The 23,233-nt window shown below is 52.0% G+C and carries 19 protein-coding genes and 1 riboswitch; of the genes, 10 read left to right on the top strand and 9 right to left on the bottom strand.

The features are described from left to right. Window positions 1–51: 51 nt before the first annotated feature. Window positions 52–504: a DUF4879 domain-containing protein gene (locus tag AC3WT9_RS23025; RefSeq protein WP_341097013.1), complete on the bottom strand. Its 453-nt coding sequence runs from the start codon at window positions 502–504 to the stop codon at window positions 52–54. 357 nt (window positions 505–861) lie between these two features. Here AC3WT9_RS23025 and AC3WT9_RS23020 point away from each other — a divergent pair, with 357 nt between their 5' ends. From AC3WT9_RS23020 to AC3WT9_RS23010, 3 genes are all read left to right on the top strand, one after another. Beyond that, window positions 862–1,554 (top strand): futalosine hydrolase, encoded by a 693-nt coding sequence (locus tag AC3WT9_RS23020; protein ID WP_341380070.1) that lies wholly within the window; start codon window positions 862–864, stop codon window positions 1,552–1,554. 11 nt (window positions 1,555–1,565) lie between these two features. After that, on the top strand, window positions 1,566–2,405 hold the full coding sequence (locus AC3WT9_RS23015; protein ID WP_341380431.1) for a 1,4-dihydroxy-6-naphtoate synthase: 840 nt from the start codon (window positions 1,566–1,568) through the stop codon (window positions 2,403–2,405). A gap of 73 nt (window positions 2,406–2,478) precedes the next feature. Then, on the top strand, window positions 2,479–3,300 hold the full coding sequence (locus tag AC3WT9_RS23010) for a class I SAM-dependent methyltransferase (RefSeq protein WP_341380072.1): 822 nt from the start codon (window positions 2,479–2,481) through the stop codon (window positions 3,298–3,300). 192 nt (window positions 3,301–3,492) lie between these two features. Here AC3WT9_RS23010 and AC3WT9_RS23005 read toward each other — a convergent pair whose 3' ends face one another. From AC3WT9_RS23005 to AC3WT9_RS22990, 4 genes are read right to left on the bottom strand one after another with little or no spacing between them, the layout of a single operon-like run. Next, window positions 3,493–4,566: an ABC transporter substrate-binding protein gene (locus AC3WT9_RS23005; RefSeq protein WP_341380075.1), complete on the bottom strand. Its 1,074-nt coding sequence runs from the start codon at window positions 4,564–4,566 to the stop codon at window positions 3,493–3,495. Further along, a complete protein-coding gene (locus AC3WT9_RS23000) occupies window positions 4,563–5,393 on the bottom strand; it encodes an ABC transporter permease (RefSeq protein ID WP_038597726.1) in 831 nt (276 codons plus the stop codon). Before AC3WT9_RS23000 ends, AC3WT9_RS23005 begins: the two co-directional genes overlap by 4 nt. Continuing rightward, window positions 5,383–6,195, bottom strand: a complete 813-nt coding sequence (locus tag AC3WT9_RS22995; protein ID WP_038597729.1) for an ABC transporter permease — start codon at window positions 6,193–6,195, stop codon at window positions 5,383–5,385. The genes AC3WT9_RS23000 and AC3WT9_RS22995 overlap by 11 nt, the downstream gene beginning before the upstream one ends. Beyond that, window positions 6,185–7,291, bottom strand: a complete 1,107-nt coding sequence (locus AC3WT9_RS22990) for an ABC transporter ATP-binding protein (protein WP_341380432.1) — start codon at window positions 7,289–7,291, stop codon at window positions 6,185–6,187. The genes AC3WT9_RS22995 and AC3WT9_RS22990 overlap by 11 nt, the downstream gene beginning before the upstream one ends. A 312-nt stretch (window positions 7,292–7,603) precedes the next feature. Here AC3WT9_RS22990 and AC3WT9_RS22985 point away from each other — a divergent pair, with 312 nt between their 5' ends. Continuing rightward, window positions 7,604–8,707 (top strand): FUSC family protein, encoded by a 1,104-nt coding sequence (locus AC3WT9_RS22985; protein ID WP_341380076.1) that lies wholly within the window; start codon window positions 7,604–7,606, stop codon window positions 8,705–8,707. Window positions 8,708–8,976: 269 nt separating this feature from the next. Further along, window positions 8,977–9,069: riboswitch (cyclic di-GMP riboswitch) on the top strand. 105 nt (window positions 9,070–9,174) lie between these two features. Continuing rightward, window positions 9,175–11,046 (top strand): flagellar assembly protein A, encoded by a 1,872-nt coding sequence (locus AC3WT9_RS22980; RefSeq protein WP_492407963.1) that lies wholly within the window; start codon window positions 9,175–9,177, stop codon window positions 11,044–11,046. Window positions 11,047–11,086: 40 nt separating this feature from the next. On the opposite strand, the gene AC3WT9_RS22975 is transcribed toward AC3WT9_RS22980, so the two are convergent. Further along, on the bottom strand, window positions 11,087–11,719 hold the full coding sequence (locus tag AC3WT9_RS22975) for a flavin reductase family protein (protein WP_341097025.1): 633 nt from the start codon (window positions 11,717–11,719) through the stop codon (window positions 11,087–11,089). Window positions 11,720–11,734: 15 nt separating this feature from the next. Next, on the bottom strand, window positions 11,735–12,625 hold the full coding sequence (locus AC3WT9_RS22970; protein ID WP_341097027.1) for a DMT family transporter: 891 nt from the start codon (window positions 12,623–12,625) through the stop codon (window positions 11,735–11,737). 96 nt (window positions 12,626–12,721) lie between these two features. On the opposite strand from AC3WT9_RS22970, the gene AC3WT9_RS22965 reads away from it, so the two are divergent. Together AC3WT9_RS22965 and AC3WT9_RS22960 are read left to right on the top strand one after the other, a co-directional pair. Then, on the top strand, window positions 12,722–13,609 hold the full coding sequence (locus AC3WT9_RS22965; RefSeq protein WP_492407962.1) for a LysR family transcriptional regulator: 888 nt from the start codon (window positions 12,722–12,724) through the stop codon (window positions 13,607–13,609). Between the two features lie 39 nt (window positions 13,610–13,648). After that, the gene (locus AC3WT9_RS22960; RefSeq protein ID WP_341097031.1) at window positions 13,649–14,623 is read left to right on the top strand and encodes an aldo/keto reductase; all 975 of its coding nucleotides are present in this window, start codon (window positions 13,649–13,651) and stop codon (window positions 14,621–14,623) included. A gap of 86 nt (window positions 14,624–14,709) precedes the next feature. Here the strand turns inward: AC3WT9_RS22960 and hcp are convergent, their stop codons facing one another. Then, the gene (hcp, locus tag AC3WT9_RS22955; RefSeq protein WP_341097033.1) at window positions 14,710–16,362 is read right to left on the bottom strand and encodes a hydroxylamine reductase; all 1,653 of its coding nucleotides are present in this window, start codon (window positions 16,360–16,362) and stop codon (window positions 14,710–14,712) included. 145 nt (window positions 16,363–16,507) lie between these two features. On the opposite strand from hcp, the gene AC3WT9_RS22950 reads away from it, so the two are divergent. Beyond that, window positions 16,508–17,215, top strand: coding sequence for a Crp/Fnr family transcriptional regulator (locus tag AC3WT9_RS22950; protein WP_341097036.1), 708 nt, complete (start codon window positions 16,508–16,510; stop codon window positions 17,213–17,215). A 74-nt stretch (window positions 17,216–17,289) separates the two neighbouring features. Further along, entirely contained in the window at window positions 17,290–18,681 is a 1,392-nt protein-coding gene (locus AC3WT9_RS22945) for an aldehyde dehydrogenase (protein WP_341097039.1), read from the top strand. A 70-nt stretch (window positions 18,682–18,751) separates the two neighbouring features. Here AC3WT9_RS22945 and AC3WT9_RS22940 read toward each other — a convergent pair whose 3' ends face one another. After that, on the bottom strand, window positions 18,752–21,712 hold the full coding sequence (locus tag AC3WT9_RS22940; protein WP_492407961.1) for an ABC transporter substrate binding protein: 2,961 nt from the start codon (window positions 21,710–21,712) through the stop codon (window positions 18,752–18,754). A 506-nt stretch (window positions 21,713–22,218) separates the two neighbouring features. On the opposite strand from AC3WT9_RS22940, the gene AC3WT9_RS22935 reads away from it, so the two are divergent. Beyond that, window positions 22,219–23,196, top strand: a complete 978-nt coding sequence (locus tag AC3WT9_RS22935) for a LacI family DNA-binding transcriptional regulator (protein ID WP_341097042.1) — start codon at window positions 22,219–22,221, stop codon at window positions 23,194–23,196. The last annotated feature ends 37 nt before the right edge of the window (window positions 23,197–23,233 follow it).

The following is a 23,233-nucleotide window of genomic DNA, read 5'->3' as shown; positions in this document are numbered from 1 at the left end:
TAATAATTTATTTATCGGCTTAGGGATTGGTAAATGTTAGGAGTTTCATTCTCACTGAACAGTGATATATAAAGTATCTGTGAACGTCCGGTATGGAGGTAAATAATTATTAGCTGTAACTGAAATGTTACCTGTATGCACATCGTTTAAATCAAAAGAACGATAATAGACGGTACCCACAACAATATTGCCAGGACCTGTAATAAACTGATTGGGTGCCGACTGGGTTGTAGGTATCATTGAACCGTTTTGGCGGAGAACCGGATAATTAGGTGCTTGCATAGTCCCTTGAGCATATACGGAAATATATCCCTTCGTACCTGTCAGTGTTACATTGGCAACTGTCTGGTTAGGACTAATGTTCTCCCAAATGAAGTTGTTGCCGTCAGATGTAATTCCTGTATATTGGAGATTGGTTAAAGCAGGCGCAGGTGCAGCTGAAGCAGCAGCCGGAATCATAAATAAAGCCAAGACCATAAGAGAAACTATCCATTTTCTAATCATCAAAAACATCCTCTCCCGATTTTGTTTGACGTGACTAAAATGGTTCGTTGCTCACGGTATATAAGCCTACTTATGAACGCCTCCCTTCAGGGCATTTTTACAATGAATAGATGTAGAAGCTAAACTCTAGATGAAATGTAACCCTACCGCAAGCTTCTTAATACAGGAATATACTGTAATTTTATTCCTTATTTTAGAATACTCCCATTGATAGAGTTCGTCAATCTGCATTGTTAACCTCTACAGAAGTTCCCCAGTTTGACCTTGACTGCAAAACGGCGTATCCTTTTCCTAGCGAATATTGGCCTTTATTACCGAGCTGCATTACGAGCTATATTAATAGGAGGAGGCTGAAAAATGAAATCAGATTCTACTCCAACTTCTACCGGCAAAGCCGCAGAGGAAGCTCTGCCGCGCGTGCTGATCGTAACCGCTGTCGAAGCCGAGCGGGAGGCGGTCCTGCGCGGCCTGAGGGGCAGCAGCAGGTTCCACGTCATCGCTGCAGGTGCCGGTACCGCAGCAGCAGCGGCGGGCACCGCAGCAGCACTGGCAGCCGGAAGCTACGGCTGCGTTATCAGCGCCGGGATCGGCGGCGGCTTCCCCGGGCGGGCGCCCGTAGGCTCGCTCGCGCTCGCCAGCGAGATGATTGCCGCCGACCTCGGGGCGGAGACGCCGGAGGGCTTCCGCAGCGCGGCCAAGCTCGGCTTCGGCCGCGTGTCCGTGCCGGCCCGCTCCGGCACGGTGCAGGCCGTTGCGGCCGCGCTCGCAGCGGCCGGGCTTACGGTAAGCACAGGTCCTGTGCTTACCGTGTCAACGGCGACCGGCACCGCAGAGACGGCCGCCGCTCTGGCCGCGCGGCATCCCGGTGCCGTCGCGGAGGCGATGGAAGGCCACGGGGTTGCCGTGGCCGCCCGGCACTTCGGGATCGCGGCGCTGGAGCTGCGCGCGATCTCGAACCCGGTCGGCCCGCGCGACCGGGCGGCGTGGAAGATCAATGAAGCCCTGGAGGCCCTGGAGGCCGCGGCTGTTATACTACTGGAGGTGCTGTAATGACAACCGAGCTGAATATCGCCTTTTCCCCTTGCCCCAATGACACCTTTGTGTTCCATGCCTGGGCGCACGGGCTAGTAGAGGATGTACCCAAGCTGAATGTTACCTATGCAGATATTGATATTACGAACGGTCTGGCTGCTGATGGCGCCGGGCCTGAGGTGCTCAAAATTTCCTATGCTGCCCTTCCCTGGGTGCTGGAGCGGTACAAGCTGCTGTCTTGCGGCGGCGCACTTGGCCGGGGCTGCGGCCCGCTGGTGCTGACCCGCAAAGGGCCGGGCGCCATCAAGCATCCCAAGGAGCTGTCGGGCCGCAGAATCGCCGTACCCAGCGAGCGCTCCACCGCCTACCTGCTCTTTCGCCTTTGGGCTGCGCAGCAGGTGCCGGGCGGTCCAGCCGAAATCGTCGTTATGCCTTTCGATGAGATCATGCCTGCTGTACGTGACGGGCAGATTGATGCCGGATTGGTGATTCACGAAGCCCGGTTCACTTATCCTTCCTATGGCCTCCATATGCTAACCGATCTTGGCAGCTGGTGGGAAAGCGATACCGGACTGCCTATACCGCTTGGGGCAATTATCGCCCGCCGCGATCTGGACAGCGAAGCCATCTCCGGCTGGATACGCAGTTCGCTGCAGTACGCTTGGGATCATCCTACTGCAAGCAGAGATTATGTCCTGGACCACGCCCAGGAGCTGTCTCCGGAGGTCGCCAAATCACATATTGATCTTTACGTGAATGAATTCTCGATGAATCTCGGGGAAGACGGCTACGCAGCAATCTCTGCGCTGCTGAACCGCGCTGCGGCCGAGGGTCTCGTGCCTGCCGTTGCTCCTGAGCTGCTTCGTTAGAGCTTGAAACAGATGACTATGGAAGCTTTTAACTTTACAATAAAGCTAAAGATCAGTGATGGGAGAGGATTCAATGATTCCTGCAGGCAACAGCAAGCAAAACATCGACCGCTTCTTGGGATTTCAGGACGAATACGACCGTTACCGTCCGGAAGCCCCGCAATTGGTTACTGAATTGTTGACGAATTACTTGGGCAGCCGCCCTGCCCTCGTGGCCGACATAGGCTGCGGAACAGGACTGTCCACCTTTCTATGGAGAGAGAGTGCCGACTCTGTAGTCGGCATAGAACCTAACCCCGACATGCTGGCCAAAGCGCTTGACAAGCTGGCCCGGCAAGGACAGCAACAATCCCTGTCCTTTGTCCAAGGATACTCCAACCAGCTGCCCTTTGACTCTGGCAGTGTTGATATCATTACCTGCTCCCAGTCATTCCACTGGATGGAGCCGATAAGCACGCTGCAGGAAATCTCCCGCTGCCTGCGCCAAGGCGGGGTGTTCGCCGCTTATGACTGCGATTGGCCACTCGTACTACAGGCGGATATTGAAACCCGCTACAAACAGCTGATATCCGCCGCCGATAAACTGCTTGATGTACTCCAGCCATCTGCCGAACAGGCGCATAAATGGGATAAAGAAGGACATCTGGGGCGGATAGAGGCCAGCGGCTGCTTCTCCTTTGCGCGGGAAATTGTTTTTCATAATACAGAAGAATGTGATGCCGAACGTTATGTCGGGCTGGCACTCAGTCAAGGCGGCATTCAAACCGTTCTGAAGCTCGGCTCTTCCGCACTGGAGCAGCTTATTTCCGATTTCTCTGTAGCGGTGGAGCAGTATTTTCAGGGCCGCACCCTGCCGGTACACATCAGCTACCGGATGAGAGTCGGGATCAAATAATGCTTGGAACGGCTATCTGTTATATATAGAACCCAAAAACTGATTTCTGGTTTTATGAGAGTGCATTTTCTCTTCAATTTAAGTCTCCCATCTTTTCACCACCCCAACAAAAAAAGCGCCCAAATACGGAAACTCCGCATTTGGGCGCTTTCTACTGGCTATGACTGACTAACTGGCATATTATGCACCAGCTTATTTCTTGTTCATCTTGAACTTCAGGAACAGCTCGTTGTAATGGGCGAGCATCCGCTTGCCGAGGTTGTCGTAAACCTCCAGCCGGTCGGTAATTTCAACCGGCGGATAGAAGCGGGTGTCTCCGGAAATATCCTCCGGCAGCAGCGCAAGTCCCGGAACGTTAGGTGTGGAATAACCTACATACTCTGCATTCTTCGCCGCCACATCGGGACGGAGCATAAAGTCAATGAACTTATGCGCCCCCTCCACATTGGCCGCCGTGCGCGGAATGACCATGTTATCGAACCATTTGTTCGAACCTTCCTCCGGCACCACATAATCGAGCTTGTCGTTCTCATCCATAATTTCCGAGGCGTCGCCGGACCATACGATCCCGACGGCTGCTTCTTCGTTCGCCAGCAGCATTTTGACCTCATCACCGACAATAGCCTTCACATTGGGAGACAGCTTGTTCAGCTTGGCCAGCGCTTCCTGCAGGTGATCCTCATTCCGGTCATTGACGGAATAATGCAGGCTGTTCAGCGCCATCCCCATGACCTCACGGGCACCGTCAACCAGGAAGATACTATTGTTCAGCCTGCTGTCCCACAGGGAATCCCAGCTGCTGAAATCAATCCCCTCCGTCATTTCCGGGTTGTAGATAATGCCTACTGTTCCCCAGAAATACGGCACCGAATACAGATTTCCCGGATCGAAGGAAAGATCCATGAACTGCGGATCAATATTGGCCAGATTCGGAATCTTGCTGTGATTCAGCGGAAGCAGCAGCTTCTCTTCCCGCATCTTGGCGATAGCATAGTCTGAAGGCACAACAACATCGAAGGTTGTCCCGCCCTGCTCGACCTTGGTCAGCATCGCCTCATTGGAATCAAAGGTCTGGTAAATGACCGTAATCCCGGTCTCTTGCTCGAACTGCTTCAACAGTTCAGGTTCGATATAATCGCCCCAGTTATAGATGGTCAGCGTATTGCCGCCCGTATAGCCTTCAGCCGAATTCAGCCTAGAAGCCAGGAACATCAGCCCAAATGCGACGATAAGAATCGCCAGAAAAGCATTCACCAGCTGTTTCATCTAGGCACCCCCACTTCAGCGGCCGGCTCTGCGATATGAACCGCCGGGCGTTGCTTCCGGCGGTTCAGGAAATAATAACCGACGACAAGCAAGATAGTGAAGAGGAAGATCAGTGTGGACAACGCGTTAATCGACAGCGATACACCTTGCCGCGCCCGTGAATAGATTTCCACTGAAAGCGTCGAATATCCGTTGCCTGTTACGAAGAATGTCACCGCGAAATCATCCAGTGAATAGGTAAGGGCCATAAAGAAGCCGCTGAAGATCCCGGGTTTAATGATCGGCAGAATCACCTTGGTCAGCACATCGCGGCGGCTGGCCCCGAGATCACGCGCAGCATCGGTCAGCGTCGGGCTCATGTCCTGCAGATGCGGCAGGATCATCAGCACGGCAATCGGCACGCTGAATGCAACATGCGAGAGCAGGACCGACACGAAGCCGAGCTTGATTCCGGCAATCGTGAACAGGATCAGGAAAGACGCGCCGATAATGACATCGGGACTGACAATCAGCACATTGTTCAGTGAGAGAAGTGTATTCTTGGCCCTCCGGCTGCGGATGCGCTGAATGGCCAGCGCCCCGATGATCGCAATCAGCGTAGCAATCGCCGAAGACAGCAGGGCAATCACCAAAGTGTTAATCATAATAATCATCAGCCGCGTATCCTGCACAACCTCACGGTAATAATCCAGCGTGAAGCCCTCGAAGCCATGCATCGTCCCGCCGCTGTTGAAGGAATAGTACATCAGGTAGAAGATCGGTGCGTACAGCACGGCAAAGACCAGCACCAGGTACAGATTTGAAATCCCATTCTTATTACTTCTCATGCCGCACCCCTTTCCGTGAGCTGCCCGACAGAATCATGAACAGCGCCATGATAACAATCAGGAAGACAGCAACTGTAGAGCCCATGCCCCAGTCCTGAGTGACCAGAAAATGCTGCTCAATGGCGGTGCCCAGCGTAATGACCCGGTTGCCGGCGATAAGGCGGGTAATCATAAACAGCGATAACGCCGGAATGAATACCGCCATGCAGCCGGAGCGCACCCCGGAGATGGTCAGCGGGAAAATGACCCGCCGGAACGTCGTCCACCCGGAGGCACCCAGATCACGGGCCGCATCTACAAGGGACAGGTTCAACTCGTCCAGAGCGCTGAAGATCGGCAGGATCATGAACGGGATAAAGATATATACCGAAACAAAGACAAAGCTGAAACCTGTAAAGAGGATTTGCTGCTCTCCGATGCCCAGCAGGTCGAAGACATTGTTGACCGGCCCGAAGGTCCCAAAGATACCAATAAAGGCATACGTCTTCAGCAGCAGATTAATCCATGTCGGCAGGATGATCAGCAGCAGCCACAGCTGCTTATGTTTCGTCCGGGTCAGCAGATACGCCGCCGGATAAGCCACCAGCAGCGAGAACAGCGTAATCAGGATCGCGTACCAGAAGGAGTTGAGCATCATTTTCATATATACCGGTGTAAAGAAGTTCACGTAGTTGTCCAGTGTAAGATGCCCGTCCAGATCAAACAGGGAGTAGTAGACAACCAGCAGCACCGGCGCTATGACGAACAGGGCGATCCATAAGTAATAAGGGATGAGGAAATACGACCGGCCCTTACTCTTCATGGCTCTCCACCTCGCCGTAAGCTTCCAGACGTCTGTCGAATTCTTCCTCCGTTTCCCCGAAACGCATAACATGAATCGCTTCCGGATCGAAATACAGCCCGATCTCGCTGCCGACCTCCGCCTTGCGCGTGGAATGGACCAGCCATTCGTGGCCGGACCCGTCGTAGCAGCTGATCTCGTAATGCACGCCGCGGAACAGCTGGGAATCCACGCGGACGCGCAGTTTGCCTTGTTCAACGGCAGCAATCTCCAGATCCTCCGGACGGATCACGATCTCCACCGCTTCATTCGGCTTCAGCCCCGCATCCACACATTCAAAGCGGTGGCCGTTAAATTCAACAATATAATCCTCAATCATCACACCGGGCACAATGTTCGACTCGCCGATGAAATCAGCCACGAAGCGGTTGATCGGCTCATCATAAATATCGTTAGGCGTTCCGCTCTGCTCAATACGTCCGCCGTTCATGACAAAAATCCAGTCGGACATGGCCAGCGCTTCCTCCTGGTCATGGGTAACGAAGATAAAGGTGATGCCCAGCCGCTGCTGCATTTCCCGCAGAATGTACTGCATCTCCGTGCGCAGCTTCAGATCAAGTGCCGAAAGAGGCTCATCGAGCAGCAGCACCTGCGGTTCATTGACGATGGCCCGGGCAATCGCTACACGCTGCCTTTGTCCTCCGGACATTTCATTAATGGCCCGCTGATCGTAGCCTACAAGGTTGACGAAGCGCAGCGCCTCCTGCACCTTTTGCGTGATGACCTCTTTCTTAAGCTTCTTGATCCGCAGTCCAAAGGCCACATTCTCAAATACGTTCAGGTGCGGAAACAAGGCATAGTCCTGAAATACCGTATTGACCTGCCGTTCGTTGGCCGGAATGTGGTTGATGATTTTGCCGTTCAAATAAATGGAACCTTCCGTTGGTTCAGCGAACCCGGCGATCAGACGCAGGATTGTCGTCTTTCCGCAGCCCGAGGGTCCCAGCAGTGTATAGAATTTGCCGCGTTCGATCTCGAAGCTGACTCCTTTTAACACGGCTTCTTCATCGTCGTATTGTTTGGTAACCTGGTCAAAAGAAATAATAGTGTCTTCCAGGGTAGTTATGGCTAACGACCTCCCTTACCTTATGTATTACAACCTATTTTACCCGCTTCCCGCAGGGAACAATCTAAAGTGGCATGCTCAGCGCTGATAAGCGACAATTCCTCCCTTCCTTCGACACACTTCAATATATATAGCATATAGGATTAATGCAATATATGCGATAGCTTACAATGTTAAATGCAGCGCAGAAACTTAACAAGTTCGTAAAAACTGTACCCGTTATTGTTGTTTTTGAGTGCTATAATGAAAATTGCTGAAAACCTAAAAATGTTCTCTTATTTATGTTGAAAGAAGATGACTAACATGAACGAGGGGTTGCAGGACCGCCTTGAAAAATTCGGATTATCTCTATATATGATACGCGTTACGATTGCTGCTTCACTCTCCTGGCTTGCGGTTCATAGCCTGCACGGCGACAGTTATTTATACTTTGCACCGCTTGCCGCAATTCTTATCACCCAAGGAAGCGTCAAGGCTTCACTGGAAAAAGGGATTTACCGTCTGATGGGCGTTGTGCTCGGTGGAATTGTCAGCCTGCTCGTGGGCCATTTCTTCGACGTGGGGGCACTGTCTATTCTGCTGATGCTGCTGATCGGCATCGGTGTGGCCACCGCCTGCCGGATTAACATTCAAGCCGTTTCCCAGGTCGGTGTGACCTCCGTGCTGGCATTGACCTTTTATCAGGACCCTTATATCGTGTGGAGAGTCGCGGAGACCTTAATCGGCGTGCTGATTGCCTTAATAATAAATATGATTATCGTTCCCCCCGGGGGGTTCGTCAAGGTGAAACGCCTGGCACTGGAAGGGACCCAGCAGCTGGCCGATGCCTTAACTGGACTCGCCGCAGAGAGCAGCAGCTCCAAGCAGGCTCCAGAGAGGCTGGTCCGTTCCGGACAACTGCTGGCGAAGAGCGACAAGCAGCAGAAAGAGCTGCACTATACGTTATCCCATTATCAATGCCGCAGCGGACTGCGGTCATTGACACAGGCAACCTCGCATCTGCAGAAGGTTCACCGCTACGTCAAGGAGATCGCCGAGGAGATTTCCCTCCTGCCTGCACATTATGCCGCAGCTGACTGGATGACAGAGGTCGTAACGGCAACCGCAGACTGCATCGCCCTGTATGGAACCAAAACTTTATCCGATGCCGAATGCACCCGTTCGCTCCCCGAAGCGCTGCGCCGCGCCCGGGATCTGCAGTTTGCCTGGTTCTCCGAGCTGCAGGGTCAATGCTCGCTGACAGCAGTCCGCGATCTCGGAGCCGTCTTCTCCCATCTGAACCGGGTGCTGGAGGAAATTGAACGGGCCGATTATGCAGCTACAGTTATACCGGCACCAGCCTCCGTCCGGTCCGGAAGCGCGCGCGCCGTACATCTTGTCAAAAGAGGGCTCTCCCACAAGCTATAAGCTTGGGAGCGTCCTTTTTTTGCAGAAACGACCCTGTCCTTTGAGATGAAGGCAGGGTCGTTTTTGCTTGTAATATCGCTTGGACTCAAAGCCGTCCCTTTTAAAGGGATACCAGAGAGATTTATTATTATTAAGTTGAAAAATTAATACTAAAGTACTAGAATTAAGCTTGTTTGTAGAATTATATTGGCAACCAACCCAGTATTGAACATTCCCTGTCGATTTGAGTCGATTAAATGACCTCATGCTGAATGTATATCATTGATCTATTTTTTTAAAGGCAAACTTCCCGAAAGGGCAGGACGCAAAGCGATGGGCCTAAGAATGTGAGACTATCCATTCATGGTCGCCAGGCTGCCAATTGAGATGTGACTTGGGTACCGGTAGGTGAAGACAATCTATCATAGTCCATGATGCTCTTTTCTGTACAGATACCATTGATTATACGAAGAAGCGAGGTTAGAGTAATGCCACAGCATATCATCGAGAAAAAATTCGGGCATGTATTTCATACCACAACGCCAATCGGTAACCCCGATCTTCCGGCTCTGCCCTCAGTGCAGGTTAAGCCGCTCCGTGAGGGAGATGAGGATAAGAACGGACGTATTATCGTACAGAACAACCAAATATTTATTACTCCTCCTCTGCCCGGCGGCAAACCCGCTGTCATTTCCTCCGTTCACCCTGTGGTGTTGAATATTAACCGGAAGACGGTGACAGATCCTACGGAGGTAACCCCCACGGACCGTATCACCTGGGAGATTTGCGAGAAGCCGCAGTATCAGATCACTGTATCCGAAGATAGACTGAAGGCCTACTTCACGCTCTACCGTGCAGAAAAGTACGCCTGGAAGCTCGCCAGCTCCCCGGCTGCAGCAGATGTCACGGTCCGGGCGGAACCAAATTGCGGCCTGCTGCTGTCCACCCTTACGGTGGACCAGATTATCGCCGGCTTCAAGAAAAGCTCCATTATGCGCGAGCTCAATATTCCGGCTCTTTATGCAGAGCTGAACAACCCTACCTATCTCCCGGTCTGCATCGCAGAGGGTAAAGCCCCTATTCCCGGCAAAAATGCCCGGCTGGAGCTGTTATTTGCCGAGGACAGGGAATATGAATTCATTCGGACTGCCGATCCTGCAGATTTCCTGAACCATCCAAGGGTTCCCTTTGTCCAGGAGGGAGAGGTCATTGCCCGTAAGCTGCCTGCAGAAGAGGGAGTGCCCGGCATCGACGTGTATGGCGGAATTATTCCCTCCCCGCCGCCGCAAGATATTCAGCTGGTCACTAAAGAATGTACAACCCTGCTGGCGGACGGCGGGATCGCCTCCCTCCGCCAGGGAAGGCCCCGCTTAACGGGATCTGGTCTGAACCGCAAGGTTTTTGATTTTCCCCAGACATATCTTGTTCCCGGGGACATGGACCCCGAAGCCGCCAAAATGATGTTCCCGGGTGATGTGGTCGCCACCAATGATATCGGAAACCAGACCATCCTTGAGGCTTTGGGAAATGTATACATATACGGCGACGTTACACATGCGACAATCACTGCTACCGGAAGCATTTTTGTCCAGGGCAAGGTTGTCAGCAGCCAATTGTACTCCGGTCATTATGGAGCGAGACATAACCGCCTCTGCATGTACTCCGCTCTCTTGATGGAGGAAATGACCAGTCTGAGAAAAGCGTCGCAGCAGTTGGCGAATACCGTCCAATCACGCCAGCAAACCGTAAAATACGGTCTGGTCGTTATGCTGCTGCTGGAAAGCAAATATGACCATCTCCCCGGCCTGATCAGTGATCTCCAGGAGGTTATTGCCGGGATGAATCCCGATTATCCTATCGACACCAAGCAATTGAGACATATGCTGGAGGTATTCCTGCACCCGGGGCAGTTCACCGATTTTTTCACGGATGCTGTACTAAGCACCTTTCTGAAGCTGTTGCAGGATTTGCATGACGCCATATCCGGGATGCAGGAGGAGAATACACGGATCGACATCGCCTCGTCACAGCATAGCATTATTAAATCCGGCGGAGATCTCCATGTTCATAAGGAGGGTATTCTGCACAGCCAGCTGTTCTCTTCCGGCAATGTCCGTTTCGTAATGAACGAAGCGGAATGCACGGACTCCACAGTCGAGGCGGCAGGCTCCATCAGCGCACAGACTGTAGGGAAGCAGTCCTCCGAGAAATCAGTGCTTACCGCCGGCAAAAATATTACAGTCCGCAAAATCTGCAACAGCGAAGTTACGATTGGAGAATACACCGCCAAGATCAGCGGGACAGATGAAGAACTTGTCTTCACTGCCCAAAGCCTGCGGTTAAGAAATCAGGCGCAGTAGCCTTCCTCTGCCTAAAATATCTGATCTATATAGATTGAACTTATAATTCTTCTATTTTGGGATTGGCCGTGACAGATTCATACTGAGGTCTGTCCAGCTCGAACGTCCGGCCAATTGCTGCATAAGACGCGCCGGCCAGACGGCTGACCGGCTTCAGCTTGCCGACATCAATTCGGCCGTTATGAACCAGCTCATCCTCTACATGAAAGCCAAGCACTTCGCCGATAACCATATCGCAATGTCCGAGCTCCACAAGCTGCACCAGCCGGCATTCCATCGCAATCTTACATTCCTGTACGCGCGGGACCTTGACGGCTTGTCCGGGTACCGCCGTCAGCCCGGCCAGCTCAAGTTCGCTGATTCCGCCGGGTGCATTGATTGAGGTATGGTTGACTGCAGCGATATTATCCTCATCGACGATATGGACCACAAATTCCTTATTCGCCGCTATATTGCGCGGCGTATGCTTCATTTCTCCGCCTGCTTTGCGGACACAGGAGAACATGACCATAGGCGGATCATCATTTACAATATTAAAAAAGCTGAACGGAGCGGCATTCACGATTCCCGCTTCATCCACCGAGGTTACAAAGGCAATCGGCCTGGGCACAATGCTGCCGATCAGCAGCTTATAATTATCATGCGCCGTTTGCCCATCCGTCTGAATATACATGCTTATCCCCCTGTCTTAACCTGTCAGCCGCCGTGCGGCCCGGCCTATCTTAACATTCACCAGAATAATGCTGCATACGATCAGCAGCATACCCACTACCAGATTCAGCGTAATCCGCTCATTTAATAATACTACACTTGACCCGATCGAGATCAGCGGAATCAGGAAGGTGAATGAACCGACCTTGCTGGCCTCTCCCTCATTGATCAGCTTGAAATAAACCATCCACCCCAGCGCAATGACGAACACCGCAATGAACAACGTGTTCACGATAAAGGCGCTGTTCCACGTAATATCAGACCAGCTCTCCACAGCCGAACCGGCAGCCAGCAAGATGACGCCCCCGATCATGATCTGCATTGCCGTCATCCACAGCATATCTACCCGCACCGCATTTCGTTTCGTGTACACGGTCGCCAAGGCCCAGCTGAGTGCGCTGGCCAGGGCAAGCCCTACACCCAAGGCGGAGATACTTCCGGTAAATCCGCCAATGCTGAGCGCAGCTACCCCGAGAAAACCAAGCAGCAAGCCGAACATCTTCATTCCGTACATACGCTCTCCCAGCCAGATCCAGGCAAAGATACCGAGCAGCACAGGCTGCAGAAAGACAATGGCCGAGAACAGCCCTGAGGGCATATACTGCAGGCCGATCGTCTGGAACCCGTAATAGAAAACGATGCTGAGAAAGGCCGAGGTCAGATAGACCGGCCATAGCTTGCTGAACTGAAGGGCCTTCCTTTTAGGAAGCGCAGCAACAATGAGGATCACTCCGGCAATAACCGTACGGATTCCGGCAAACAACAAGGGCGGAGCGTAGGCTAGAGCAATCTTGGACAGCGGCCAATTGATCCCCCAGACTATAACCAGAAATATAAGCAAAGCAATGTTTTTCTTCCGCTGCTGCATCTCATCACCCCTTGTTCTATTTTCATTCCAAATGATACAATAAGCACAGTCATAATTGAAATGAATTATATTCATGAGGGGCATACCAGATTCGATATGAACAACAATCAAATTCGCCTATTCGTCAAAATTGCCGAGAGCGGCAGCTTCACTAAAGCCGGTCTGGCGCTGAACATGACCCAGCCTGCAGTCAGCCGGGCCATCTCCGCGCTAGAGTCTGAGCTTGCAGTGAAGCTGCTGCTGCGCGACCGGCGCAGCGGGCTGATGCTCACTGATATCGGTAAGCGTGTTCTGATTATTTTTCGGGAAATTCTAAACGGGTTTGACAAGGTTGAGCAGGAAATCTCCGCTGAGAAGGGCCTGGAGAAGGGACTCATCCGCATTGGGGCCTTTCCGGTGGCGTCTGCTTATTTTGTCCCCAAAATCATCCGTTCCATTACCGAGAAATATCCCGAGATTGAGATTGTTCTCTATGAAGGTTCGGTTGCTGAGGTTAAAGAATGGCTGGAGACCCGGCTTATTGATGTCGGCTTCATTATTCCGCCGCAAGAAGAATTTGCCACGATTCCGCTCTACCGGGAGAAACTGTACGCAGTGCTTCCTGGCGGCCATCCGCTCCGTGAGAAGCATGTCATCTGTGTCAAGGATCTGGAAGACGAGCCGATGCTGATCTGCCGGGCAGGTTATGAGCCTCCGGTCGTTGATTTGTTCCATCGGGGAGGCAGCAAGCTAAATGTGAAATACGAAGTGAACAGCTACATGACCGCACTCAATATGGTTAAGGAGGGGCTGGCTATTGGTGTCATGTCGCAGCTGTCCCTGCTGTCTCCACCGCCGAATGTGATCATAAAGGAGCTGGCCCCCGATGCTTACCGGGATATCCATCTCGCCGTCCATACACTGGAGGAGACCTCGATTGCCGTCCGCTTATTTATGGACACTGCACTGCAGCTGTTCTCCGGGGCAGATCTGTCTGTGCTTTGACGAAATACACCACTATGCTGAACAAGAGGAGTGAACCACTTGAAATATCACCGTTTGGGTAACAGCGGGCTGCAGGTCTCCGCACTGGGTCTGGGGACCAATTCCTTTGGCAAAAGAGCCGATCAGGAGACCTCCATTGATATCGTCCATGCCGCGCTCGATCAGGGCATTAATTTTATCGATACCGCTAATATTTATGCCGGCACCGAATCGGAGCGGATCATCGGACTGGCGCTGGAGGGCAGACGCCAAAGTGCAGTTCTTGCTACGAAAGCAGGTCTTCCGAGACACGAAGGCCCTAACGGCAGCGGCTCTTCCCGCCATCACCTGATGCTGGAGCTGGAAGGCAGCCTGCGCCGCCTGAAGACCGATTATGTAGACTTATATCAGATCCATACCTTTGATCCCTATACACCGCTGGAGGAGACGCTGCGGACCCTGGATGATATGGTATCGGCGGGTAAAGTCCGCTATATCGGGGCCTCCAATTATGCGGCCTGGGAGTTAATGAAGGCGCTGGGCATCAGCGAGGCGCGGAATCTGGTCAAGTATACCTCGATTCAGTGCAGCTACTCTCTGGCTGACCGGACGCCGGAGGCCGAGCTGGTTCCACTCTGCCTGGATCAAGGGCTCGGGATTATCCCCTACTTCCCGCTTGCCGGAGGTATTCTTACCGGCAAATATGCTGGTGACGGCGCACCGCCGGAAGGCTCCAGAGCCGAAACCGATCCAAACTTCGGCCGCTTCCTTACCCCCGGCCGGATTGAGCTGGGGAACCGGGTCGGGCGGATTGCCGAAGAAACCGGCGCCTCTATGGCTGCGCTGTCCCTGGCCTGGCTGATGAACAAACCGGCTGTATCCACGGTGATTGTCGGAGCCACCCGCGTGGAGCAGGTGCAGCAGAATCTGCAAAGCGTTGCCCTGCAGCCGGATGCTGAGCTCATGGACAAGCTGGATCAGGCCAGCGGCACCTTCCGCAGCGGCGAGCCGTTCGCGGTGTACCGCCTGCCATAGGAGGTATTCGAATAATAAACTGAATAGGGGTACTTCTCATAGCAATGAGAAGTACCCCTATTTTATATGGCACAATGGCCATTCAGTTATACAGCTGCGATAAATTTCTCCATATCTTCTTGTACGGTTGTAATACCGCTGATACCGAAGGTATCGACCAGCACCTTGGCAACATTCGGCGACAGGAAGGCCGGAAGCGTAGGTCCTAGGTGAATATCCTTCACACCCAGATACAGCAGTGCCAAGAGTACAATTACTGCCTTCTGCTCATACCAGGCAATATTGTAGGAGATAGGCAGATCGTTAATATCCTCAAGTCCGAATACTTCCTTGAGCTTCAGGGCAATCACGACAAGCGAATAGGAATCATTGCATTGGCCGGCATCCAGCACACGCGGAATCCCGCCGATGTCGCCAAGCGCAAGCTTATTATATTTGTACTTCGCACAGCCTGCCGTAAGAATCACTGTGTCTCCCGGCAGTTCGGCAGCGAAATCGGTATAATAATTGCGGCTCTTCATCCGGCCGTCACAGCCGGCCATTACGAAGAACTGCTTGATAGCTCCGGTCTGAACGGCCTCAACCACCTGATCGGCTACGTTCATTACGGCCGCGTGGGCAAATCCGCCGACAATCTCGCCGGTTTCGATCTCTTCCGGAACCGCACAGCCTTTGGCCTGTTCAATGATAGCCGAGAAGTCCTTCGCTCCATTGGCATCCGCCGAAATATGCTGCACTCCCGGGAAACCGGTATTGCCCGTAGTATACAAACGGCCGATATAACTCTCCTTCGGCGGCACAATGCAGTTCGTCGTCATGAGAATCGGTCCGTTAAAGCTTTCAAATTCCTCCGCCTGCTTCCACCAGGCATTGCCGTAGTTGCCCACGAAATGGCTGTATTTCTTAAAAGCAGGATAATAATGCGCCGGCAGCATCTCGCTGTGTGTATACACATCCACTCCGGTGCCCTCGGTCTGCTTCAGCAGCGCTTCCATATCCTTCAGGTCATGCCCGCTGATCAGAATCCCCGGATTCTGCCCTACACCGATATTCACCTTGGTGATTTCCGGGTTGCCGTAAGTTGTTGTATTGGCCCGGTCGAGCAAAGCCATCACATCTACACCCAGCTTGCCGCATTCCATCACAAGTGCAGTCAGTTCATCCGCCGTGAGTGTATCATCCAGAGTCGCCACCAGACCTTTTTCCATAAAAGCATGTGCGCCTTCTTCGTAATAGCCCAGCACTGCGGCATGCTCCATATACGCTGCCATTCCCTTCAGCCCGTAGGTCAGCAGTTCACGCAGGGAACGGATATCCTCGTTCTCCGTGGACAGAACTCCTACCGTCTCCGCCTTCGCCTGCAGTGCCTCATCGGTGTCTGCCGTCCAAAGAGCCGCATCATGCCCGGCGTAAGGAACCTCTACTCCGGCTGCCTGCAATTTACTGCTCCACTGGCCGCGTAGGATCAACCCCTCTTTGATTCTGGCAATGAAAGCTTCAGGCATGAAATTAGCATTGGTTATTGTAGCGAACATACCCTCTATAATAAATTTCTCCGTGGTAGAGTCGGTCATTCCAAGCTCCCGGCCCCGGCGTGCAAAGATGGAAATACCCTTCAGCGTATAGATCAGCAGATCCTGAAGATTTGCCACATCGCTAGTTTTCCCGCAGACTCCCTGAATCGTACAGCCCGATCCTTTAGCCGCTTCCTGACATTGAAAACAAAACATATTACTCATTGCACGTTCACTCCTTTAATAGGTATAGGCTACCAATACAGGACTCCGTTCGCCCCGCCTTTACAGTTAAGGCTAATTGTAGTAGACTTTCGCCATACAATCGGTAACGGATGTTACCAGATGCTATAAATTTGGAGGAAATGCTATGAAACCGGAGCCCGCTGTACTGCAATCCTGCCTGCTGTTCCGCGGGAAAACCGTAAAGGAAATCGAAGCGGTGCTGCAAAAAATAACATATACCGTAAGCAGCTTTCATAAGAATTCACTGATCTTGGCGGAAGGTGATACTGCAGACAAACTCGGCATTGTGCTGGAAGGACGGATTGAGGTTCAGAAAACCCATCCTACCGGCAGCAGTGTAACCATTGCCCATCTAAATCAGGGACAGACCATTGGCGAAGCGGTGTTGTTCCGCAGAGAAAATATAGTTCCGGCTACAGTTACAGCCACAGGCCCCTGCTCCGTCATGTTTATCGGCAAGCAGGAGCTGCTCCGGTTGTTCACCACAGACACGGACATGCTCACACGTTTTATTGAGAATCTGTCGGAGCGCCTGGTGCTGGTCAACCGGAAGATCGAAATATTGTCAGCCGGCCCTCTCCGGCGGCGGGTGATCAGCTTTTTACTGGAACAAGCGGCTCAGCAAGCCTCCGAGGTCATCCGGCTGCCCTTCAGCAGAAAAGAATGGGCGGAGCATTTGAATACGGCCCGCCCGTCACTATCCCGTGAAATGGGTTATCTGCGCGATATCGGCTGGATTCAGTTCAAAGGCAGCAGCATTACGCTGCTGAATATGATGGCTATGAACGACTACATCCGCACCGTCCCTTCGGCTCCCGGCCAGGACAAGTAATTCCTGCCGGAAGCTGTTCTCGGGGATACACGAACACATCTATATCTACACATCATATATTGGAGGGTTCACTTATGTCGGAGTTGACAGCCCAAAGCGTTGAACAGATGCTGGCCGAGCACAGTGAGTGGTTTCACAGCGGGGCTACGAAGGAGCCCGCCTTCCGGCTTCGCCAGCTGCAGAAGCTGAAAGATGCCATCCGCCGCAATGAGTCGAAAATTATCGCGGCCTTGCATCAGGATCTGCGCAAGAGCGAATTTGAAGCCTATGCGACGGAAATCGGCTTCACACTGGACAGCATTGGATATATGATGAAGCATCTGAAGCGTTGGATGAAGCCGGTGAAGGTCAAATCCCCGCTGCATATATTTCCGGCCAAAAGCCGGATCCTCAGCGAGCCATACGGAACCGTGCTCATTATCGGCCCCTTTAATTATCCGTTTCAGCTGCTGATCGAGCCGCTCATCGGGGCAATTGCCGCCGGCAACTGCGCCGTACTGAAGCCCTCGGAGAGTACCCCGGCCATTACCGCCGTGATTGAGGATATGATCAGGGAAACCTTCGAATCGTCCTATATCCGTGTAATTCAGGGTGAGAAAGAAGCCACCAATCTGCTGATTCATGCCAAATTCGATTATATTTTCTTCACCGGAAGTGTCCCTGTCGGCAAAATAGTCATGGAAGCCGCGGCCAAAAATCTGGTGCCGGTAACACTGGAGCTGGGCGGTAAAAGTCCGGTCATTGTCGATAAAAGCGCCAATCTGGAGATAGCAGCGAAACGGATTGTCTGGGGTAAGCTCATCAATGTGGGCCAGACCTGTATTGCCCCGGATTATCTGCTTGTCCACAGCGATGTGGCATCCCAGCTGATCTCCTTAATGAAACGTTATATTCAAGAGTTCTACGGCCAGGATGCGCAGCAGAATCCGGATTACGGGCGGATTGTGAATGAACGCCAGCTGCGCAGAATTGCCGGAATGATTCAGCGGGACCAATCGAAGGTCATTATGGGCGGCACCGTTGTGCCGGAGGATCTATACATAGAACCTACACTGCTCTATCCTGCGGATTGGAAGGATGCGGCCATGGAGGACGAGATTTTTGGGCCTGTACTTCCCATTATGGAATATACCCGGCTGGACGAAGCCATCCGCAGCATCAATGAGCGCCCCAAACCGCTCGCCCTCTATCTGTTCACCGAAGACAAACAGGCGGAACAGGAGGTGCTGGCCAGAGTTTCATTCGGCGGAGGCTGCATCAATGATACGATTACCCATGTAGCCAGCGCACATCTGCCATTTGGAGGAGTGGGAGGCTCCGGCATCGGCGGATATCACGGCAGGCATAGCTTTGATCTCTTTTCCCACAGCAAGAGCATTGTGAAAAGAGGGACCAAGCTTGACCTCGGGGTTGTCTATCCGCCATACGGCAATAAGGTTAAGCTGGCACGGAGATTGCTGAAATAGAGTGCAGCGATTAGCAAAAGACAGCAGAAAAGGATACCGCCCTGTTCGGGGACCGGTATCCTTCGCTCCATTATCCCGCCCTCCTGCCCTCCACCCAACTGGCCACCTCTTTTTCCGGTATGGGTCTGCTGATGAAGTAGCCCTGGATCTTGTCACAGCTTGTACGCTCCAGAAAGGCCAGCTGCTCCCGGGTTTCCACCCCTTCTGCGGTCACCTTCAGCCCCATATCATGACCGATGGTTACGATGGACCGGGCCAGTGACATATTGTTCGGTGTATCAATGCTGTCAATAAACGACTTATCAATCTTCAGCGTAGTGATCGGCAGCTGCTTCAAATAGCTAAGCGAGGAATATCCTGTTCCGAAGTCATCCAGGGCAATGCCGATTCCCCGTGTTTTCAGCGATTCCAGCTTGGAACTGATCGCTTCGAAGGATTCCATGAAGATCGACTCGGTAATCTCCAGCTCCAAATATTCCGGCGGCAATCCGGTCTCCTTGAGAATGCCCAGCACCATATCGGTGAAATCATCCAGCATCAGCTGGATCACCGAAATATTCACCGAGATATGATAGCCCTCATAACCTTCTGCATGGAGCTCTTTAATGAACCGGCAGGCCGCCCGCAGCACCCATTCACCGATCGGGACAATCAACCGGCAGTCTTCAGCGATTTTGATGAACGAAAGCGGCGATACAAAACCAAGCACCGGACTGTTCCAGCGGATCAGAGCCTCGAAGCCCCAGATTCCGCCTGAGGCGGTGTCCAACAGTGGCTGATAATGAAGTGAAAGCTCATTATTGGAGATAGCATTTCTCAAATGCTTCTCAATGATCATCCGTTCGTCAAAATGCTGCTGCATCGCCTGTCCGTATAATACATATGTTCCTTTACCGGCTTCCTTCGCTTTATACATGGCAATATCGGCATTTTTCAAAAGCTCTTCTGCATTGATCCCATTCTCCGGATACTGGGCAATACCGATACTAGTTGAGATGTGAACAACGCTGGCATTCAGCTGGAAGGGCTCCTTGAAACCCTGCACAAGCGCTTGTGCATAGGAGATGACCTCATCCGATCCCTTGATATTCTCGAACAGAATCACAAACTCGTCGCCCCCGAAACGGAAATGCTTGCTGCGTCCGTCCGACAAGCCCAGCAGCCGTTCACCGACCTTGACCAGCAGCTCGTCCCCAAAGGTGTGGCCCATCGTATCATTAATATATTTGAAATTATCAATATCCAGAAAGAACAAGGCTGCATGCCCTCCAGCGTGTTCTTTGATAAACTTCTGCAGTTCCTCAGAAAGGGACAGCCGGTTCGGCAGACCGCTTAAGACATCGTTATAGGCCAGCAGCCGGTATTTCTCTTCGCTGGTCTGCAGCAGTGCCTGATTCTCGACCAATTTGTTATATTGCTCCAGCAGCTCATCCTGCAGTGCCGTAAGCTCCTCATAGGTCGACTCCAGTTCCTGGTAGCTCATTTGGAGCTTGCTCTCATAGCCTTTGAGGTCCGTAACATCAACCATGGAGCCGGCAAAACGGACAAAACCTCCGTCTGCGTTGCGCAGCATCTTGCCCCGGGCCTGAAACCATTTATATTCGCCTGATTTGCTCCGCATCCGGTATTCGCAGTAATAGTAGGAACTTTTGCCTTGCAGATGCTCAGTGCGCAGGCGGTTCTCATGTTCTGCGTCCTCTGGATGGATAAGAGTTCTCCACCCTCCATGGCTCTCGTCCACTTCTTCCAGTTCATAGCCGAGCAGCTCATACCAGCTGTCCGAGAAGTAGTAGATCATCGTGGTCATGTCCACATCCCAGATTACCGCATCCGAACCATAGGCAGCCAAACTGAAGCGTTCATTGCTTTTTTCCAGGTTGCTTCGGATTCGCTTGACCAATTGCACGTAGAATAGGAGGATAAGAATAAAGGCCAGCAGAACAGCGAATGCCGCGACAATGCTCAGTACAAGCTTTTTATAGGATTGATAGAAGGAAAAGGGCTTGTTGATGACTTCGCTGCCTTCCGGCAGCTGCTTCAGGGAAACGTTGAAACGCTGCAATTCCTTATAGTCAACAACCTTTCGCACGGCGCTGTCCGAGACAATAGGGATCTCTCCCGCATTTTCTCCTTCCAGAATCCGCAGAGCCAGGCTGGCTGCAGTTTGTCCCTGGATTTTGCCGCTAATCAGATTTCCGCCAAAGGCCCCGTGATTCAGGCTAAAATCATAAATATGATATACCGGCACACTGCTGCTCTCGCTAAGCTCGCTTGAGAACCGGTCAAATTCAGTAATTCTTCCCGTTGTATCACTGTAGTATGTAGTCATGAGAACCATGCTGTCTGATGAAAGGGTGGATACTTGATCTATGATTTGTTCATTGGAGAGACTGTTCATCGGGATGATCTGGAGTCCCCGCTCCAGAGACAGAATCTGGTCACTGACCATTTTACCAGTGGAGAGCCCGCTTTCAGAATTGTCGAATACAATGTACACCTTACGGATCGATGGATTGATCTCCAGCGCCATTCGTATCGTTTCTGTAGAATCGATCTCTTCGATGACTCCGGTGATGTTGCGCTTGTCCGCTATACTGTCCATACCTAACTGATTAATGCCGCTGAATATGATGGGTGCATCGCTCAGGATTTCCTTGCGGTACTGAATGGCGAAGTTCAAAGCGGCATCATCCGTAACGATAATCGCATCGATATGAAGAGCTTGGTATTTGAACTTGATCATCTGGTAGAAGTGCTCGAGGTTGTCATTGCTGGGGAATCGTTTCCAGTCCAAATACTCGGTGTAGATAACCGGCGGATCGGCTGCTCCTTTGAGCTGCTCTTCAATGCCTGCACCCTGGTCATCCGTCCAGGCAAAGCCCTTCTGATAGGAATGCAGGACAAGCACATTCTGAGGGCGCCGTTCTTCGCTGCTGGCGGACACCGGCTGATACAGTGCCGTGCTGAGCATCATAAATAAAAGCAAAAACAAGCCATACCGTAACCTGCGCTGAATTTTCCCCTTGCCCATTAGCACACTCCCATTCATCTATCCCAAAGTTCCCAAAATCAGAAACGGGTAAATTCGACAATTTCTATTAAAAGCGTATGGAACCATCATGATTGGGCTTTGCTATTTACTTATAAGCTTAATAGAGTAAATATATAGACTGAACTTATAATTCTTCTATTTTGGGATTGGCCGTGACTACAGAGAATGTTTGGACTTCCGGCCGCTGTTAGGTTTGGATTTCCTGAATTCAACCGCAAACTGCGGTAGAAATCCAAACCTAAAGGCGGACGCTATCGCTCCTCCAGTTCCAAAATTCCCCTCCGCCACTTTTCCCTAAATGTACATTCTCAAGTTCAATCTATATAGTAAATAAAATTAATTACAATTTATGACGTTTTTCTTCTTATTATATGGGGAAAGTCTAATTTTTGAAACATAAATAGAAGGTTCATCCCTTCATGGACAGTCCCTTGCATCCAAGTTAGAATGAGTGTGCAAAGACCCGCCAAGACAGGAGGTTCCACATGCCTACAATTAAAGACGTTGCGCTGAGGGCAGGCGTTTCGGTGACAACCGTCTCCCGGGTGCTGAACAACAGGGGGTACTTAAGCGAGGATCTGAAGAAAAAGGTCTACAGCGCGATGAATGACCTCAATTACCGGCCAAACGAACTCGCCCGCTCGCTCAGCCGCTCCAAATCAAATATTATCGGGCTGATCATCCCTCATGTCTCTCATCCGTTCTTCGGGGAATTGACCAGCCATATCGAGGAGCATGCCTACCGGAACGGCTATAAGCTGCTGCTCTGCAACTCGCAGCAGGACAAACATAAAGAACTCGAATATATTGATATGCTTCGCGCAAGCCGGGTCGACGGCATTATTATGGGCAGCCACACCCTGGAAGTTGAAGCCTACCGGCAAATGAATCTGCCGCTCGTCACCTTTGACCGCAGAATATCGCCGGAAATCCCTTATGTCTGCTCCGATAACTATCGGGGCGGGGTGCTGGCTACTACCTTATTGATTAATAAAGGCTGCCGCAGGCTCGCCCATATCGGTGGGCATCCTGAGCTAAATATCCTGTCTGTGCTAAGATCCGAGGCCTTTGCGGATACCGCCCGGCAGCATAACCTCCCGCACACCTTGCTGCATACGGATAACAACAGCTTTGATGTCGGAGCTTATGAGCGGCTGCTTGTGCAGCTGTTCAACGAACAGCCCGATGTGGACGGCATCTTTGCAGGCAGCGATTTGATTGCAGCTTATGCGCTTAAGGCTTGCCGGGAGCGGGGATTGCGGGTGCCTGAGGATGTGCGGATTGTAGGATATGACGGCATTGCCCTGCGAAGCCTGCTGGCTCTGCCGCTCAGCACCATCCGCCAGCCCATTGAAGATATGGGCAAACTTGCCGTTGATTTGATCATTCAGCAGGTCCACGGCGGTGCCGTCCGCGCAGAATACATATTGCCGGTTGAGCTGGAGGAAGGCGCTACAACTTGAGTATGCGTAAAATCCAAAGCAATGAATTTTTAGTTGT

This window comes from Paenibacillus sp. EB106-06-01-XG199 (genome assembly GCF_058791575.1).
The sequence above is the reverse complement of the archived record's forward strand: the minus strand, read 5'-3'. Positions and strand labels throughout refer to the sequence as shown.